Raw genomic sequence first — 15,682 nt, 5'->3', positions numbered from 1 at the left:
TCTCTCCCTTATGACCACCGGTGATGAGCTCAAGGCGGCCGTGTCCGCGCGGCGCGACCTCGGCCCCGACTTCGAGGACGCCCTGGTGGAGTCGTTCCTCGACAAGGTGGGCCAGGAGGTCGACCGGCGGGTCGACGAGCGCCTGGCCGGCACGGCCCCGCGCGCCAAGGCGCCCGCCAGGGGGTCCGACGGCCAGCGGCTGGCGCTGGCGATCGTCTCGCTCTCGCTGGGCACGCTGTCCACGGTCGCGCTCGCCTTCGCGGGGGGCGGACGGGCGATGGCGCTGATCCCGATCTGGGTCGGGATCATCATCGTGAACGTCGTCTTCAACGGCTCCCGCGAGAAGTAACCCCCTCCGGGGGCGGGCTTCCGGGTCAGGTCAGCCAGATGAGGCCGGCGAAGCGGCCGCCGGGCTGTTCGCGGCGGTGGGAGTAGAGCTCGGCGGACTCGATGGTGCAGCGCGCGTCGTGCCGCACGTCGGCGACGCCCGCCGCCCTGAGCTGGGACTCGATCCCGGCCCGCAGGTCGAGCGCCGGGGTCCCCCACGACGTCGTGGACCACGTCGGCGGCACCTTCGAGGCCACCTGCTCGCGCAGGTCCTCGGGCACCTCGTAGCAGCGGCCGCAGGCGCCGGGGCCGATCAGCGCGACCATCCGGCCCGGCCGGGCGCCCTTGGCCGCCATGGCCTCGACCAGGGCGGTGGCCACGCCCGCCTCCGTGCCGGGACGTCCGGAGTGGGCGGCGCCGACCATGCGCGCCTCGGGGTCGGCCACCAGCACGGCCGGGCAGTCGGCGCCCAGCGAGGCCAGCGCCAGGCGCGGCTCGGTGGTGAACACGCCGTCGAGCGGCGGCGGGTCGGCGCCGAACGGCTCGCTCACGTAGGCGACGTCGGCGCTGTGGACCTGGCGCATGTAGACGACGGCGCGCACGCCCAGCTCGGCCGCCAGGCCCTCGCGGTTGGCCCGTACGGCCGCCGGGTCGTCGCCGACCATGCCGCCGAGGTTGCGTGAGCCGTACGGCGGGGCGCTGACCCCTCCGTGGCGGTCGGTGACGACGGCGTGCACTCCGGGGGCCAGCAGCATGCCCCGATCCTATCCGGGCTGAGGCGAGAAGCCGGGGCCGCCCGGGGAGTCGCCGGGCTGTGGGGAGGAGCCGGGCTGTGGGGAGGAGCCGGGGCCGCCCGGGGAAGAGCCGTGCAGGATGGTGCCGGGCGGGCGGCCTAGCTCCAGGTGCATGTTCACCTCGTCGAAGCGCCATTCGCCCACCTCGACCACGTTCGGCAGCCGCCCCCACTCGCGGAACCCGAGGCTCTGGTACAGCGCGATCGCGCCGTGGTTGTTGCCGCGCGCCCGCAGCGTGAGCGTCTCGATGCCGGCGGCGCGGGCGTCGTCCGCGAGACCGGACACGACCACCCGGCCGAGCCCGAGCCCGCGTGCCTGCGGGTGGGCCATGACCTTGCCGATCTCGCCGGAGTGCCGGAAGACCGCCTCCTGGCCGCGCCGCCACAGGCCCATGGCCTGCACCGTGCCGTCGACCGTGGCGAGGGCGAGCCGCCCCTCGCCCTTCCTGGCCATCGCGAGCGTGGCCTCCACCCAGGGGTCGGTCTCGTCCCTGGTGGGCGGCGCGAGGTAGCCGACCGCGCCGCCCAGCTCGACGACGGCGTGCAGCACGCGGTGGACGGCGGCGAGCAGGGGCTCGTCGGCGGTTTCCGGCCAGGTCAGGTCGATTTTCACGGAAGACCATTATGCCCCGATCCATCCGGGGCTGGCCCGCTCATGGCAAGCAAGCATATGCTTGGGCGCGTGCCTGACTACCGCAATCTCATCGGCGGCGAGCTGGTCCCCGCGGACCGGACGATGGACACCGTCAACCCCGCCACGGGCGAGGCGTGGGCCCGGATCCCGGCCAGTGGCGCGCGCGAGGCCGAGGCCGCCGTGGCGGCGGCGCGGGCGGCCTTCCCCGCCTGGTCGGCCATGCCCGCCCTGGGCCGGGCGCACTTCCTGCGCAAGGTGTCGGAGGTGTTCACCCGGCACGCCGAGGAACTGGCCCGGCTGGAGACCCGCGACAACGGCCGCATCCTGCGCGACACGCTCAAGAAGGACCTGCCGGGCATGGCGTACCTGTGGCAGCTGGCCGCCGGGCAGTGCCTGGAGGCGGTCAAGGGCGACACCGTCCTGCTCGGGCCCGACACGCTCGGGCTGACGCGGCGCGAGCCGTACGGGGTGGCGGTCTGCATCATCCCCTGGAACTCCCCCATCTCCACCTTCTCCGCCAAGGCGGCCTACGCCCTGGCCGCCGGGAACACGGTGATCGTCAAGCCCGCCGAGCAGGCCGGCGCGTCGGTGCTGCGGCTGGGCGAGCTGCTGGCCGAGGTGTTCCCGCCGGGCGTGCTGAACATCGTCAGCGGGCTCGGGGAGGAGGTCGGCGACGCGCTCGTCCGGCACCGGGACGTCGGCAAGATCAGCCTCACCGGCTCCACGGCCACCGGCCAGGCCATCACCCGGGCCTCGGCGGACGCGCTGAAGCCGCTGACGTTCGAGCTGGGCGGCAAGTCGCCCAACATCGTCTTCCCGGACGCCGACCTGGACGCCGCCGCGCAGGGCGTCACCGTGAACTCCGTCTACACCGGCAACGCCGGGCAGGTGTGCGTGGCCGGCTCACGCATCCTCGTCCACCGGTCGATCTGGGACGACCTGCTCGGGCGGATCAGGCACATCTGCGCCGGGCTGGTCCTGGACGACCCTCTCGACCTGGCCACGACCATGGGCCCGATCGTGTCGGCCGGGCAGTTCGAGCGGGTGCGCTCGTACCTGGAGACGGCCGAGAAGGAGGGGGCCGAGCTGGTCTTCGGCGGGCGGTCGGGGGCCGAGGTGGTGCCCGGCCTGCCGGGCGGCTACTGGGTGGCGCCCACGCTCTACACGACCGAGGACAACGGCCTGCGCATCTGCCAGGAGGAGATCTTCGGGCCGGTGGCGGTGGCCATCCCGTTCGAGAGCGACGAGCAGGCGCTGGAGATCGCCAACGACTCGCCGTACGGGCTGGCGGCCGGGGTGTGGACGCGGGACCTCGGACGAGCGCACCGGTTCGTGCGGGATCTGCAGAGCGGCACCGTGTGGGTGAACACCTACCGCCAGATGCCTCCGGGCCTGCCGTTCGGCGGCGTGAAGGACAGCGGGTACGGCCACGATTCCGTCCTGGAGTACACCCGGGAAAAGGCGGCCATCATCCAGATTTAGTTAGATAGATTCCCTCCATGAGCGAGGGGATCAACGACCAGTCCGAGCTGACCGAGCTGTCCGAGGCAGCCGCCCAGTCGCGGGCGTCCGTGCTGCGCAGCCGAGCCGAATCGTACATCGCGCTGTCGCGGCACGAGGCCGCTATCGCCGATCTGACCGAGTCGATAACGCTGGTCCCGGACAACGCCCGGGCCTGGCGGCTGCGCGGCGAGAGCCATCGGGTCATCGAGCGGTACGAGGCCGCCCTGGCCGACTTCGACGAGTCGTTGAGACTGGAACCCGACAGCGCGTACGCGCTGGGCTCGCGCGGCCAGGCGTACGCGGCGCTCGGCCGGCTGGAGGAGGCGATGGACGACTTCGACCACGCGCTCACCCTCGCCCCCGAGTCCCTGTGGATCCTGGAGGCCAAGGCCGACGCCCTGGTGGACATGGACCGGCTGGACGAGGCCCTGGACGAGCACGCCAAGATCATCGCGTTGAACGAGGAGCTGGCGTACTCGTGGGTGGCGCGCGGTGACCTGTACCAGCGCATGCACCTCTACAGCGAGGCCATCGCCGACTACACCAGGGCCCTGGAAGCCGACCCCGATCACGTGCGGGCGCTCAGCCGGCGCGGCGAGGCGCTGCGCATGACCGACCGCTACCAGGAGGCGCTGGCCGACCTGAACCGCGCGGTCGAGCTCGACCCCGACAACGACCGCGCGTTCGGCAGCCGGGGCGCGGTGCTGAGCGAGATGGGCGACAACGAGGCCGCGCTGCGCGACCTGGACCGCGCCATCGAACTGGACCCCGAGTACATCTGGGCCTACCGGGTGCGCGGCGAGATCTTCCAGGAGATGGAGCGGCACGAGGAGGCGGTGAACGACTTCACGCTGGCCCTGCGCCTGGAGTTCGGCGACGACTAGGCCGTCGCGAGCGGCGGGCCGCCCCGGAGGGCGGCCCGCCGTCGTCAAGGCACCTCTTTGACAGCGCCTTGTGTCAGAGCGCCAGCAGGGCGTTCACCGGCAGGCGGCTGTCGGACAGCGGCCGTACGGCGATGCGCAGCAGGGCCAGCGCGTTGTCGTCGCCGGCGATGCGGTTGGCGCTGAGCCCGCCGCACGCCTGGCAGTGGTGGATGATCAGCCACTCCCCGTCCGGCCTGACGGTGACGCTGAGCGCCGCCATCGGGCCCCGGCAGCCCGCCCGCCGGTCCCCCGGGATCCGGTGGTCGACGTGCAGGCTGGTCAGGCAGTGCGGGCAGTGGTTGCGGTGCGCCGTGCCGGGCGCGTCCATCGGTACGTCCAGCCGGCAGCCGACGCAGCGGAACGCGTCGCCGCGCTCGTCACGTCGCACGGCCTTGGGCTGTTGCGGCCTGGCCCGGCCAGGGTTTCTCCTGGGCATGTCACAGGTCGCCGAACGCTTCGAGCGGGAACGGCGGCTGCGCGAGCGGGCGTACGGCCATGCGCATGAGGATGAGCTGGTTGTCGTCCCCGCAGATCGGGTTGGACGTCAGCTCGCCGCAGCGCGAGCAGCGATGGATGATCATCCAGTCGCCGGTGCGGAGGACCGCGATGGAGATCGGGTTCATCCGCGACCGGCACTCCGACGGGCCGCCCTCCACCCGGTCGAGCACGTGCAACGAGTGCAGGCAGCTCGGGCAATGGTTACGGCGGACGCCGCCGGGCGCGTACGCGGCGACGGTCAGGCCGCAGCGGACGCAGGCGAAGGTGTCGGTGCTGATGATGGAACGAGGTTTGCCGTTGGCAGACAACCTGGGTTCTCCTTGCCGGATTTGTCGTGAAAAAGGCAGCAAGGGAGCGCCGAGCGGGCCTCACAGGCACGCTGGTGCCACAGGCGGTCCGGCCCATTGAGGCCAGGACTTCAGATGCTCGTCCTCAGGCTCTGGAACACAGGGAGGCGAGCACACCCGCGGCACGAGAGAGGCGCGCTGGGCGCCGTGCCGGTCATCAACCCACCTCCACAAGTCGCACCGAACAGGACGGTTGCCAGGCTAACCGCCCCCTCCGGTCGCGCGCCAACGATTTTCCCGGGCCCTGGAGATCGACCGAATATCGTTCTAGTGTTCGTCCATGGGGATCGGGCTGACCGAGGAACACCGGGCGCTGGCGGCCTCCGTGCGGGGGCTGGCGGGGCGTACCGTCGAGCACCGGGCGCTGGCCGGGCAGGGGCTGCTGGGGCTGCACCTGCCGGAGGAGCACGGCGGGCAGGGGTACGGGCTGGTCGAGTTGTGCGTGGCGCTGGAGGTGCTGGGCGAGCTTCGGGTGGCGGGGCCGTACCTGCCGGGCGTGCTGGCCTCGGCGGCGCTCGCCCGGTCCGGGAGGCCGCCCGCGCCCGGCCTGCTGCGCGGGCTGGCCGACGGGTCGCTGACGGCGGCCGTCGTGCTCGGGCCGCTCGCCCTCGGGGCCGCCGCGGCGCTCGGGCCGCTCGCCCTCGGGTCGTCCGGGGCCGACCTGTTCCTCGTGCCGCACGGTGACGGGTGGGCGCTGCTCGACCGGGCCGGCGTGCGCGCCGAGCCCGCCGAGGGCGTCGACCTGGACCGGGACCTGTGCACGGTCACGGCCGTCGCGGGCCGCGACGTCCCGCCGGAGCGCCTGCTGGGGCCGGTGCCGGTGCGCGAGCTGGCCGCGGTGCTGCTGGGCGCCGACGCGTGCGGCACCGCCGCCTGGGCGGTCGGCGCGGCCGCCGCCCACGCCAAGGTACGCGAGCAGTTCGGCCGCCCGATCGGCCAGTTCCAGGGCGTCAAGCACCGGGTGGCGGCCGCCCTGGTGGCCTTGGAGCAGGCCCGCGCCGCCGTCTGGGACGCCGCCCGCGCCTTGGACACCCCACCTACGGACGCCCCGCCCACGGACGGGCCCGCCGGGCTCGGCGGGCTCGGCGGGCTCGGCGGGCTCGGTGACGACGTGCGGCTGGCCGTCGGGGTGGCGGCGGTGCTGGGGCCGGACGCGGCGGTGCGCTGCGCGGCCGACGCCATCCAGGTGCTCGGCGGCATCGGTTACACCTTCGAGCACGACGCCCACCGCCACTACCGCCGCGCCCTGTCCGGCCGCATGCTCGCCGGCGACCCGGGGCCGTGGGCCGAGCAGGTCGCCGCGCTGGCCCTGGCGGGCGCCCGCCGCGCGATGGAGCCCGACCTGCCCGAGGAGTCCGTCCCGCTCAGGGAGGCGATCAGGGCGGAGGCCGAGTCGTTGCGGCGCGAGGAGCCGCTCGCCCGGCTGGGCCGGTTCGCGCGGGAGGGCTGGATCATGCCCTACCTGCCCAGGCCGTGGGGCCGCGCGGCCACGCCGCTGGAACAGGTGATCATCCACCAGGAGTTCCGCGACCTCAAGCGTCCCAACCTGGGGATCGCCGCCTGGGCGGTCCCGTCCATCGTCACGTACGGCACCCCCGAGCAGCGGGACCGTTTCCTGCCCAGGACGTTCACCGGCGAGCTCGTGTGGTGCCAGCTGTTCAGCGAGCCGGGCGCCGGGTCCGACCTGGCCGGCCTGTCCACCAGGGCCACCCGCGTGGCGGGCGGCTGGTCGCTGACCGGCCAGAAGATCTGGACGTCCCTCGCCCAGTACGCCCACTGGGGCATCTGCCTGGCCCGCACCTCCCCCGGCAGACCCAAGCACGAGGGGATCACGTACTTCCTGGTGGACATGTCCGCCCCCGGCGTCACGGTCAGGCCGCTCAAGGAGATCAACGGGGACGAGATCTTCAACGAGGTCTTCCTCGACGACGTCTTCGTCCCGGACGACCTGGTGGTGGGCGAGGTGGACGCCGGCTGGCGGGTGGCCCGCGACACGCTCTCCCACGAGCGGGTCGCGCTCGGCGACTCCTGGGGGCCCGGCTCCCGGCACACCGACATGATCCGGCTGATCGGGACCCTGCCGCCGCTGCGGCAGTCGCAACGCGAGCAGGCGGGCCGCCTGTGGGCCGAGGGCCAGGCGATCTCGGCGCTCGGGCTGCGCGTGACGCTGTCCAGGCTGGCCGGGGCCGCCTCGGGACCCGCCTCCAGCGTGCGCAAGCTGCTCGGCATGCGGCACGCGCAGGCGGTCTCGGAGTTCTGCTGGTCGCTGGCGCCGTCCGACCGCCACTGGAACCGCATGATCCTGACCACCCGGGCCTTCACCATCGGCGGCGGCACCACGGAGGTGCAGCTCAACATCATCGCCGAGCGCGCGCTGGGCCTTCCCCGCGATCCGTGACGCCCGCCCGCACGCACCTGACCTCGGCCGACATCGCCAGGTGACGGGCGGCGAGCCCGGGCATGGCGGTCACCCCGAAGGCGGTCCGGTCCACGCGGGCGGCGACCACGACGGTGAAGCCGTTCGCGGTCACGTCGCAGCGCTCGACGGTGAGGGTGAGCGGGCGCTCGACGCCGGTGACGGTGAGCGTGCCGGTCAGCGTCCCGTCGCCGGTGGGCCCGCCGGTGAAGGTGATGACGGGGTGGCGGGCGGCGTCGAGGAAGCGGGACGAGCGCACGGTCTCGTCGCGCCGGTGGTTGCCGGTGTGGAAGCCGGCGGCGTCGATCTCCACGCGCACGCGGGAGTCGGCGAGCGGTTCGGCGACGTCCACGGTGCCGCCTGCGACGTCGAAGGTGCCGCGGGCGCGGGCGAGGCCGTACAGGTGCCGGGTGGTGAAGTGGATCGCGGAGTTCTCGGTGTCGATCTCGTAGCGGCCCAGCGGGGGGAGGTTCGTCATAGGTCCATTGCACGGCGGCGGGGTGGCCGTGCGGCAGAGCGGGCCGTCGCTGGTGGGGGCGACGATCGGCGGGAGCGCATGCGACTTTCGTATGGTTTCCCACTTACCCGATATTTACGACATACAGGGATGTCGTAGCGTTTGCGGCATGGGTGCAGGGGCGTGTCGCCGTTCCCGCGTGCTGGACGTGGTCATCGCGGGCGGATTCGCGCTGCTGGACACCGGCTCGACGCTGCTCGGCCTGTCGTGGTGGCCCGAGCGTCCGGGTCCGCTCGCCTGGGCGCTGCTGGCGGTCCAGGCGGCCGCCTGCCTGTCGCTGGTGGCCCGCCGCCGGGCGCCGCTGACGGTCCTGGGCGTGCTGGGGACGTACACGCTGGTGGTGACGTTGCTGATCTCGCCGGGCGGGGTGCTGGTCCCGGCCGGGCAGGGGAACGTGTGGGCGCCGTTCGCGACCATCGCGGCGGCGTACGGGCCGCTCTACGACCGCAGGGACCGGCGGATCGCCGTCGCCGCGCTGGCCGCGTACACGATGGTGATCGCGCGGGTGTGGGACCCGTCGGCCGGCGTGCTCATCGACGGGGTGCTGCGCACGGCCGTCGGCCCGCTGCTCGCGCTCTACCTCGACGGACGGCGGCGGGTGCTCAGGATGCTGGTCGAACGGGCCGAACGGGCCGAACGCGAGCGGCACCTGCTGGCCGAGCAGGCCCGCGCCGAGGAGCGCGCCCGGCTGGCCGGCGAGATGCACGACGTCGTCACTCACCGGGTGAGCCTCATGGTGCTGCAGGCCGGCGCGCTGCGGGTCACCGCGGCCGACGAGCACACCCGGCAGACCGCCGAGGAGCTGCGGGCCGCGGGCTGCCAGGTGCTCGACGAGCTGCGGGACCTGATCGGCGTCCTGCGCACCGCGCCGGAGCCGGAGGTGCCGCCGTCGGCGGCCGACTTCGCCGCGCTGGTCGCCGAGTCCGCCTCCGTGGGCACCCCCGCCGAGCTGGTCGAGGAGGGCGACCGGGCGCTGGCCTCGCCGGTGGTGGGGCGCACGGCGTACCGGATCGTGCGCGAGGCGCTGACCAACGTGCGCAAGCACGCGCCGGGCGCGCGGGTGGAGGTGCGGATCGAGTACGGCCCGGCGCGGGTACGGCTCACGGTGCGCAACACGCCGCCGACCGGCCTGCCCGGCGGCCCCCTGGCCGGCACCGGCTCCGGCCTCGGCATCGCCGACCTGCGGCGGCGGGTCGAGGTCGTGCACGGCACGCTGCGCGCCGGGCCGGCCCCCGACGGCGGGTTCACCGTCGAGGCCGTTCTTCCGGCGTACGTGGCGACATGATCAGGGTCGTGGTCGTGGACGACGAGCCGATGGTCTGCCGTTTCCTGCGCACCATCCTCGGCTCGGCGCCCGACATCGAGGTCGTGGACGAGGCCCACGACGGCGCCGCCGGCGTCGAGGCGGTCGTGCGCAGCCGTCCGGACGTCGTGCTGATGGACCTGCGCATGCCCCGCGTGGACGGGCTCACCGCGATCGAACGCCTGGCCGAGCTGCCCCGGCCGCCGGTCGTCGTGGTGCTGACGACGTTCGACGCCGACGAGTACGTCCTGCGCGCCCTGCGCGCGGGGGCCGCCGGCTTCCTGGTCAAGTCCACGCCGCCGGAGGACCTGATCGGGCTCGTCCGGGTGGCCGCAGACGGGCACACCGTGCTGTCGCCCATCGCCGCCCGCAGGCTGGTGGCGGCCTCGGCCGCCGCGGACCCGGCCCGCGCCCGCGCCCGCGAGCTGCTGGAGTCGCTGACCGGACGCGAGCGCGAGGTGCTGGCCTGCCTCGGCGAGGGGCTGTCGAACGCGCAGATCGCCGCCCGCCTCCACCTGGCCGAACCCACCGTCAAGGGGTACGTGTCGCGCCTGCTGGACAAGCTGGGCTGCCACAACCGCACCCAGGCGGGCCTCATCGCCCACGACGCGGGCCTGACCCGGTAGGCGCCGCGGGCGGCGGGGTTGGCAGCGGGGTTGGCAGCGGGTTTGGCGGCGGGTTTGGCGGCGGAGCAGCGAGGTAGGTGATAAGCCGCAAAGGGGGACAAAAGCCATGAGTAATCCGCAACAGCCCGAACTTCGCCGGTCGGGTAAGTCCGGCGCGAACTCGAAATCCACCGACGCCGTGCCGGAGTCCAAGAGCGGCGGCAAGCGGGCCGGCCGTCCGCACGGCAGCGACAAGGGGCACAAGGGCGGCGGCAAGGGCGGCGGCGTGCCTCCGGGCCAGCACCCGCCGTATCCGGGGTGAGCGGGATGAAGGGCAGCCTGCAGTTCATCGGCAACGCGACCACGCTGATCCGCTACAACGGCTTCACGCTGCTGACGGATCCCAACTTCCTGCACCGCGGCCAGCGGGCGTACCTGGGCTACGGCCTGAGCTCGCGCCGGCTGAAGGACCCGGCCATCGACGTGTCGGACCTGCCGCCCATCGACGCGGTGGTGCTGTCGCACCTGCACGGGGACCACTGGGACCGGGTGACGGAGAAGGGCCTGGACAAGGGCACCCAGATCATCACCACCCGGCAGGCGGCGCGCACGCTGCGCCGCCGCGGCTTCGGCCGCAGCACGGGCCTGGAGGTGTGGGAGCAGCACGAGCTGAGCGGCCCGCAGGGCAGCGTGACCGTCACCGCCCTGCCCGCCAGGCACGCGCCCGGCCCCGCCGAGACGCTGCTGCCGCCGGTGATCGGGACGATGCTGGAGTTCCGCGGCTCCGAGGGCCTGGTGGAGCTGCGGCTGCACATCAGCGGCGACACCCTGCTCGACCGCCGTCTGGAGGCGATCCCGCGTCGCTTCCCGGAGGTCGACCTCGCGCTCGTGCACCTGGGCGGCACCCGCCTGCTCGGCACCATGCTGGTCACCATGGACGGCGAGCAGGGCGCGACCTGGGTCGACCTGATCAACCCGCACACCGTGGTGCCGGTGCACTACGACGACTACGGCGTCTTCAGCTCACCGCTGGACGACTTCCGGCACCACATCGAGCAGGTGGGCCTGGCCGACCGGGTGGTCTACCTGGAACGCGGCGAGACCCGCGAACTGGCGCCGCACCACCTCGTGCGCCGCTGACCGCTCGCTCCACACCCGTCCGGGCCCCGCACCCGCCCGGACGGGCACCCGTCCGGAGCCCGCACCCGCCCGAACCCGCACCTCCCCGTGGCCCGCACCCGCACCCGTCCGAACCTGCACCCGTCCGAGGCGCGGCACCCGTCCGAGGCCGTTTCGGGACGGGTGCTTCGGCGTTTCGCCGGGGATGAGGTTTCTTCTACTCGGATGAGGAATCCCCTACCGGGGGCGGAAGTTTGCATATCCGATTTCTCCCCCAGCGGGAGGTACGGGAGTTACCTTCGATCTCGGCCGCACCTCCTGTGCCGCCGCACGGCCGGGCCGTCGGGTCCCGTCCCAGGCGCCGGGTCCGGCCGTGCGGCCCACAGCCGCCATCCTGCTCAGGAGAGCTTGGCCAGCTTCTCCGACGTCCGCTTGAACGCCTTGCCGGTCCACTTGTAGGTCTGGCGGACGAGCAGGTCGGGGCAGCACCGGGGAGCCTTGTCGCTGACCACCTTGCCGCTCAGGCGCACCTCGCCGTTCTGAATGGCGACGGTCTGGGTTTTGAAGTACCGGTTCTTGCCCAGCGTGCCGATCAGCCGCGGGGCCGAACGCCGGGACGCGCCGTCGTAGACGAAGGCCAGCACCGGGTTGCCCGCCGTGGGGCTCGGGCAGGACGAGGTGACGACGGTGTCGGGACGCCCGTCCCGCGTGAGGTCGCCGACGGCGGCGACCCGGGCGCGGACGACGTACCACTTGTCCTTCGGCCCCGGCTTGGGGCAGTGCAACGCCCGCTCCACGACGGGCGCCCAGTCGATGCCCTGGAACGGGTCGGTCGCCGCCGGGCCGGTCGCGGCGAAGGCGGCGCCCGTGGCGAGGATCGGCGCCAGTGAGGTCGACAGGGCGACGGTCGACGCCCAGACGCGGAGTCGGCGGGCCATCGGGCTGCTCTTGTGCGTGGCGCTTGAGTTCATGACCGTTTCGATGCGGGAAACGCCTGACTAGTTCGGCCCGAACCGCGTGACTTCCGGCGTCATGCCGTCCGGAGCATCTTGTCCGTCGTGCCATCCGGTGCGTTTCGTCAGGCGGAAGGGGTGCAGGGCTTTGTGGGGACTCGACCACATTTTCGGAAGCGTCGTCCCAGCGTTACGCGCGACACGCCCAGACCTGCGGCTCGCATCCTGTACCAGCTCACGATCGCCACCGCCGTTATCGATCTGAGATGTTCGCTTATGTCTCCACCTCGCCCCCTGCCCAGGCAGCCGCCTGGCCGAGGCCGGAACGGAAGGACACCTCACATGCGCCCAGCCACCCGAGCAGCCCTCACCACCCTCGCCGTCGCGTGCTGCACCTTCAGCTCGCTGCCGGCCTGGGCGGCGCCGGCCGGGAACGCGCCGTCGTGCGTGACCGTCTGGCAGAACACCGGGACCATCACCAAGACCGGCTACGCCCGCAACGACTGCGGCTACCGGCTCCGACTGAAGATCATCTGGGCGCGCGGGACAGACGGCGCCTGCCAGACCGTGGACCCCGGCGAGACCATCTACTCGCGCGTGCCGCGCGGCGTGCGCACCTTCGACGGAGCCGACACCTGCTGACCGGCTCCCGCGAAAAGGCCGGCCCCACGACGGGGGCCGGCCTTTCGGGTTGCCGACACCGAAGGTCAGCCGTCGGTGACCGGAACTCCCGCCGCGCCCGGCACGTGAGTGATCACTGCTCCTCCGGCGCGTTCCTGGCCTTGCTGGGCTGGACGCGCTTGGGCTCGCCCGGCATCTTCGGGTAGTTGGGCGGGTAGGGCAGGTCGCCGCGGTCGTCGGCGGCGTACATCTCCAGCAGGGGCTCGATCGAGTACGCCCGGTCGTCGATGGCCGCGTGCACGTCGCCCAGCTTGGCGAAGCGGGCCGGGACGGTGCGGATGTCGAAGTCGCGCGGGTCGGCGTCGGCCAGCTCGTCCCAGGTCAGCGGGGTCGAGACGGGGGCGTGCGGCTGGGCCCGGACGGAGTAGGCGCTGGCGACGGTGCGGTCTCTGGCGTTCTGGTTGAAGTCGATGAAGACGCGGTCGCCGCGCTCCTCCTTCCACCACGCGGTGGTCACCAGGTCGGGATCGCGGGCCTCGACCGCCCTGGCCAGCGCGATGCCGGCATGGCGCACCTGGACGAAGTCCCAGCGGGGCTCGATGCGCACCGCGATGTGCACCCCGCGGTTGCCCGAGGTCTTGACGAACCCGGCCATGCCCAGCTCGTCGAGCACCTCGCGGGTGCGCTCGGCGGCCCGGCGCGCGGCGTCGAACTCCAGGCCGGGCTGCGGGTCGAGGTCGATGCGCAGCTCGTCGGGGTGCTCGACGTCGGCGGCCCGCACCTGCCAGGGGTGGAAGTCGATGGTGCCCAGGTTGGCGCAGTAGGCGATCGCGGCGACCTCGGTGACCCGGAGCGAGTCGGCGGTGCGGCCGCTGGGGAAGGTGACCGTGACCGACTGCAGCCACTCGGGATGCCTGGGCGGCATGCGCTTCTGGTAGATGGCCTCGGTCTGGACGCCGTCGGGATGGCGCTTGATGTTGGTCGGCCGGTCTCTGAGCGCGCGCAGGGCCCCTTCGCCGACGCTCACGTAGTACTCGACCAGCTCCCGCTTTGTCGCCCCGATCTCCGGGAAGTAGACCTTGTCGGGATTGGTGACCTTGACGGTCCGCTCCCCCACCTTGAGCTCTATGAACGGCGATGCCATGCCACCGAACCTACTCCCCCGCGCCGACAGAACAGCCGACGACAGAGCCGACGTGAGAGGTGGGCCCGTCCCGGAGCCGCGTCGGTGGCGGGACCGGGGCTCGACGGGACGGACCTAAGATCATCCATCGCCGTTCCGGGCGCTGGCGCGCCACCCGGCCGGCCATCTCGGGTCGCCAGCGGCGCCAGCACGGGCGTGGGCTGTGCCGCTACGGCGAGCCGCGGACGATCTCACCCCTTGGCAGGAGGCGATGACACCCCCTTACCGACAAAGACGCGAATTCGGCCGAGAAAGGATGCTTCACCCTGCGGAGATCTCTTTTTGCCGGATCTCGTAGTCTGGACGCATGGACAAGGTGGTCAAGAGCGAGGCCGAATGGCGGGCCAGGCTCTCTCCTGAGGAGTTCCACGTGCTCAGGGAGGCCGGGACCGAGCGCCCGTTCACGGGGGAGTACGTCGACACCAAGACCGAGGGCGTGTACTCGTGCCGCGCCTGCGGCGCCGAGCTGTTCCGGTCCGACACGAAGTTCGAGTCGCACTGCGGGTGGCCGAGCTTCTTCGAGCCGTCGGGGTCGGAGGCGGTGAGGCTGATCGAGGACAACAGTCACGGCATGGTGCGCACGGAGGTGCGCTGCGCCCGCTGCGACTCCCACCTCGGTCACGTCTTCCACGGCGAGGGTTATCCGACGCCGACCGACGACCGTTACTGCATCAACTCGGTCTCGCTGAGGCTCGAACCCAAGGGGTGATCGATCAGCGACAGAGCGTACCGATCGTCCACAAGGGGTAGGGGCCTGCTTGTGGGCCGTGTCCATCTTCGCCACCGCTGGGTGACGATTGAGACGATCGGGCGTGTCGTGACTCAGCGGTGTGAGGTGTGCTCGAAGACGAGGGTCCGGGTGCGCTAGCCCGCCTCGGGGGCTCTCGCGGTTTCCCGGCGCGCGTCAGTTCGGCCGGGGGTACGTGACACGGCAGCTGTGATCGGACGGGCCCAGGATGTTGGCGAGGACGGGGTTCCCGTTCTCGCCGAACTCCGCCTGCACGAACACGATCGGACGCTTCACGCCGTTCGCCCTGAGGTACTCCAGGCCGCGTTTGCAGAGCGTGATGGCCGCGGCGGAGTTGTCGGCACTGTCCGGTAAGTTCGTGTAAATGCGCAGATATCCGCCTACGGTGCGGATGTCCTTGAGGTGTTTCATCGCCTTGTCGCCCCGCCCCCAACGGGCGCGGAAGTACTCGGCGGCCTCCCGGTCGGTGTGCCGCGACGGCCCGTCGGCCTTGTAACCGGCCGAGTCGCCGCCCTTCGCCTCGCCCTGGTCGTCGGCCTCGGGCAGGCTGACCTGGGCGTCGCCGGTCTCGGTCTTTCCCGTGACGGTGTCCGGCTTGCCCTGGACGGCGTCCGGCTTCGCGGCGGGATCGGCGGCGCCGGTCCTGGCGGGCGTCCCTGAGCCGGCGGGGTCGGCGGCGGCCGGGGTGCTCGGCCGGGCCTGGCCCTTCGGCAGCTCGCGCGCCTCCGCGGCGCCCTTGCCGCTGGCCGGCGCCCGTCCCGGGTTCGCCGGGACGCCGCCCTCGGCCGCCGGGTCCTGCCGGGCCGTGGCGCCGTCCGCGCCGGCCGGGGCTCCGGAGGCGGCGACCGTCCCGCCGAACGCGCCGTTCAGGCCGAGCAGCAGCGCCACTCCCCCGGCCAGCGCCACCGCGCCCGCGGCCAGGCCCCGAGTTCCCGCACGCCCGCGCCGCCGCCGCCGCCCACGCCGCCCGCGTCCCGCACGCACCTCCGCCGGGCCGCCGATCGCCCGCGCGTGACCCGTGCGCGCCTCCGCCGGGCCGCCGGTCACCCGCGCGTGACCCGCACGCGCCTCAGCCCGGTCGCCGGTACGGGGTTCCGCCCGGTCGCCGGGCTGCCGGGCGGACGGTGTCGTGTCCCGTAACGCCGCATGACGGCCTGGCGCGCGCCGGCGCCCGGGGCCCTGACCTTCCGCG

The 15,682-nt window shown here is 73.0% G+C and carries 18 protein-coding genes; 10 read left to right on the top strand and 8 right to left on the bottom strand.

Annotation, left to right across the window (positions count from 1 at the left end; all coding sequences use genetic code 11):
* The first annotated feature begins 10 nt into the window (after positions 1-10).
* Positions 11-349: a hypothetical protein gene (locus ACIBK9_RS38075; RefSeq protein WP_357964915.1), complete on the top strand. Its 339-nt coding sequence runs from the start codon at positions 11-13 to the stop codon at positions 347-349.
* Between the two features lie 25 nt (positions 350-374).
* Here the strand turns inward: ACIBK9_RS38075 and pgeF are convergent, their stop codons facing one another.
* Complete coding sequence (gene pgeF / locus ACIBK9_RS38070; protein WP_397163624.1) at positions 375-1,082, bottom strand: peptidoglycan editing factor PgeF; 708 nt, start codon at positions 1,080-1,082, stop codon at positions 375-377.
* Between the two features lie 9 nt (positions 1,083-1,091).
* Positions 1,092-1,733 carry a GNAT family N-acetyltransferase gene (locus ACIBK9_RS38065; protein WP_397163623.1) on the bottom strand — a complete coding sequence of 214 codons (642 nt, stop codon included), beginning with the start codon at positions 1,731-1,733 and terminating at the stop codon, positions 1,092-1,094.
* A 57-nt stretch (positions 1,734-1,790) separates the two neighbouring features.
* On the opposite strand from ACIBK9_RS38065, the gene ACIBK9_RS38060 reads away from it, so the two are divergent.
* Positions 1,791-3,236, top strand: a complete 1,446-nt coding sequence (locus tag ACIBK9_RS38060) for an aldehyde dehydrogenase family protein (RefSeq protein ID WP_397163622.1) — start codon at positions 1,791-1,793, stop codon at positions 3,234-3,236.
* A gap of 17 nt (positions 3,237-3,253) precedes the next feature.
* A complete protein-coding gene (locus ACIBK9_RS38055) occupies positions 3,254-4,141 on the top strand; it encodes a tetratricopeptide repeat protein (protein ID WP_358284786.1) in 888 nt (295 codons plus the stop codon).
* Between the two features lie 73 nt (positions 4,142-4,214).
* Here the strand turns inward: ACIBK9_RS38055 and ACIBK9_RS38050 are convergent, their stop codons facing one another.
* A complete protein-coding gene (locus tag ACIBK9_RS38050) occupies positions 4,215-4,616 on the bottom strand; it encodes an RNHCP domain-containing protein (RefSeq protein ID WP_352365635.1) in 402 nt (133 codons plus the stop codon).
* A 1-nt stretch (position 4,617) separates the two neighbouring features.
* On the bottom strand, positions 4,618-4,986 hold the full coding sequence (locus ACIBK9_RS38045) for an RNHCP domain-containing protein (protein ID WP_352325680.1): 369 nt from the start codon (positions 4,984-4,986) through the stop codon (positions 4,618-4,620).
* Between the two features lie 319 nt (positions 4,987-5,305).
* Here ACIBK9_RS38045 and ACIBK9_RS38040 point away from each other — a divergent pair, with 319 nt between their 5' ends.
* On the top strand, positions 5,306-7,423 hold the full coding sequence (locus tag ACIBK9_RS38040; RefSeq protein WP_397163620.1) for an acyl-CoA dehydrogenase: 2,118 nt from the start codon (positions 5,306-5,308) through the stop codon (positions 7,421-7,423).
* Here the strand turns inward: ACIBK9_RS38040 and ACIBK9_RS38035 are convergent.
* A complete protein-coding gene (locus ACIBK9_RS38035) occupies positions 7,383-7,919 on the bottom strand; it encodes a YceI family protein (protein ID WP_397163618.1) in 537 nt (178 codons plus the stop codon). The genes ACIBK9_RS38040 and ACIBK9_RS38035 overlap by 41 nt on opposite strands.
* 148 nt (positions 7,920-8,067) lie before the next feature.
* On the opposite strand from ACIBK9_RS38035, the gene ACIBK9_RS38030 reads away from it, so the two are divergent.
* The 4 genes from ACIBK9_RS38030 (at position 8,068) to ACIBK9_RS38015 (ending at position 11,006) form a co-directional block, all read left to right on the top strand.
* Positions 8,068-9,243 carry a sensor histidine kinase gene (locus ACIBK9_RS38030; protein WP_397163617.1) on the top strand — a complete coding sequence of 392 codons (1,176 nt, stop codon included), beginning with the start codon at positions 8,068-8,070 and terminating at the stop codon, positions 9,241-9,243.
* Positions 9,240-9,887, top strand: a complete 648-nt coding sequence (locus tag ACIBK9_RS38025) for a response regulator (RefSeq protein ID WP_397163615.1) — start codon at positions 9,240-9,242, stop codon at positions 9,885-9,887. The genes ACIBK9_RS38030 and ACIBK9_RS38025 overlap by 4 nt, the downstream gene beginning before the upstream one ends.
* A 106-nt stretch (positions 9,888-9,993) precedes the next feature.
* Entirely contained in the window at positions 9,994-10,188 is a 195-nt protein-coding gene (locus tag ACIBK9_RS38020) for a hypothetical protein (protein WP_352325673.1), read from the top strand.
* 5 nt (positions 10,189-10,193) lie between these two features.
* A complete protein-coding gene (locus tag ACIBK9_RS38015) occupies positions 10,194-11,006 on the top strand; it encodes an MBL fold metallo-hydrolase (RefSeq protein WP_397163614.1) in 813 nt (270 codons plus the stop codon).
* A 377-nt stretch (positions 11,007-11,383) separates the two neighbouring features.
* Here ACIBK9_RS38015 and ACIBK9_RS38010 read toward each other — a convergent pair whose 3' ends face one another.
* Positions 11,384-11,956, bottom strand: coding sequence for a hypothetical protein (locus ACIBK9_RS38010; protein ID WP_397163612.1), 573 nt, complete (start codon positions 11,954-11,956; stop codon positions 11,384-11,386).
* 324 nt (positions 11,957-12,280) lie between these two features.
* On the opposite strand from ACIBK9_RS38010, the gene ACIBK9_RS38005 reads away from it, so the two are divergent.
* Positions 12,281-12,580 (top strand): hypothetical protein, encoded by a 300-nt coding sequence (locus ACIBK9_RS38005; RefSeq protein ID WP_358284770.1) that lies wholly within the window; start codon positions 12,281-12,283, stop codon positions 12,578-12,580.
* A gap of 112 nt (positions 12,581-12,692) precedes the next feature.
* Here the strand turns inward: ACIBK9_RS38005 and ligD are convergent, their stop codons facing one another.
* A complete protein-coding gene (gene ligD / locus ACIBK9_RS38000) occupies positions 12,693-13,703 on the bottom strand; it encodes a non-homologous end-joining DNA ligase (RefSeq protein ID WP_387664074.1) in 1,011 nt (336 codons plus the stop codon).
* Positions 13,704-14,049: 346 nt separating this feature from the next.
* Here ligD and msrB point away from each other — a divergent pair, with 346 nt between their 5' ends.
* On the top strand, positions 14,050-14,451 hold the full coding sequence (gene msrB / locus ACIBK9_RS37995) for a peptide-methionine (R)-S-oxide reductase MsrB (RefSeq protein ID WP_352325044.1): 402 nt from the start codon (positions 14,050-14,052) through the stop codon (positions 14,449-14,451).
* Positions 14,452-14,646: 195 nt separating this feature from the next.
* Here the strand turns inward: msrB and ACIBK9_RS37990 are convergent, their stop codons facing one another.
* Complete coding sequence (locus tag ACIBK9_RS37990) at positions 14,647-15,537, bottom strand: hypothetical protein (RefSeq protein ID WP_397163610.1); 891 nt, start codon at positions 15,535-15,537, stop codon at positions 14,647-14,649.
* Positions 15,538-15,682: the final 145 nt, after the last annotated feature.

Origin of the sequence: Nonomuraea sp. NPDC050227, from assembly GCF_044459705.1 — a bacterium.
Taxonomy (GTDB): Bacteria; Actinomycetota; Actinomycetes; order Streptosporangiales; family Streptosporangiaceae; genus Nonomuraea.
Note: the sequence above shows the minus strand (reverse complement) of the source record. Positions and strands in the feature narration are given on the sequence as shown.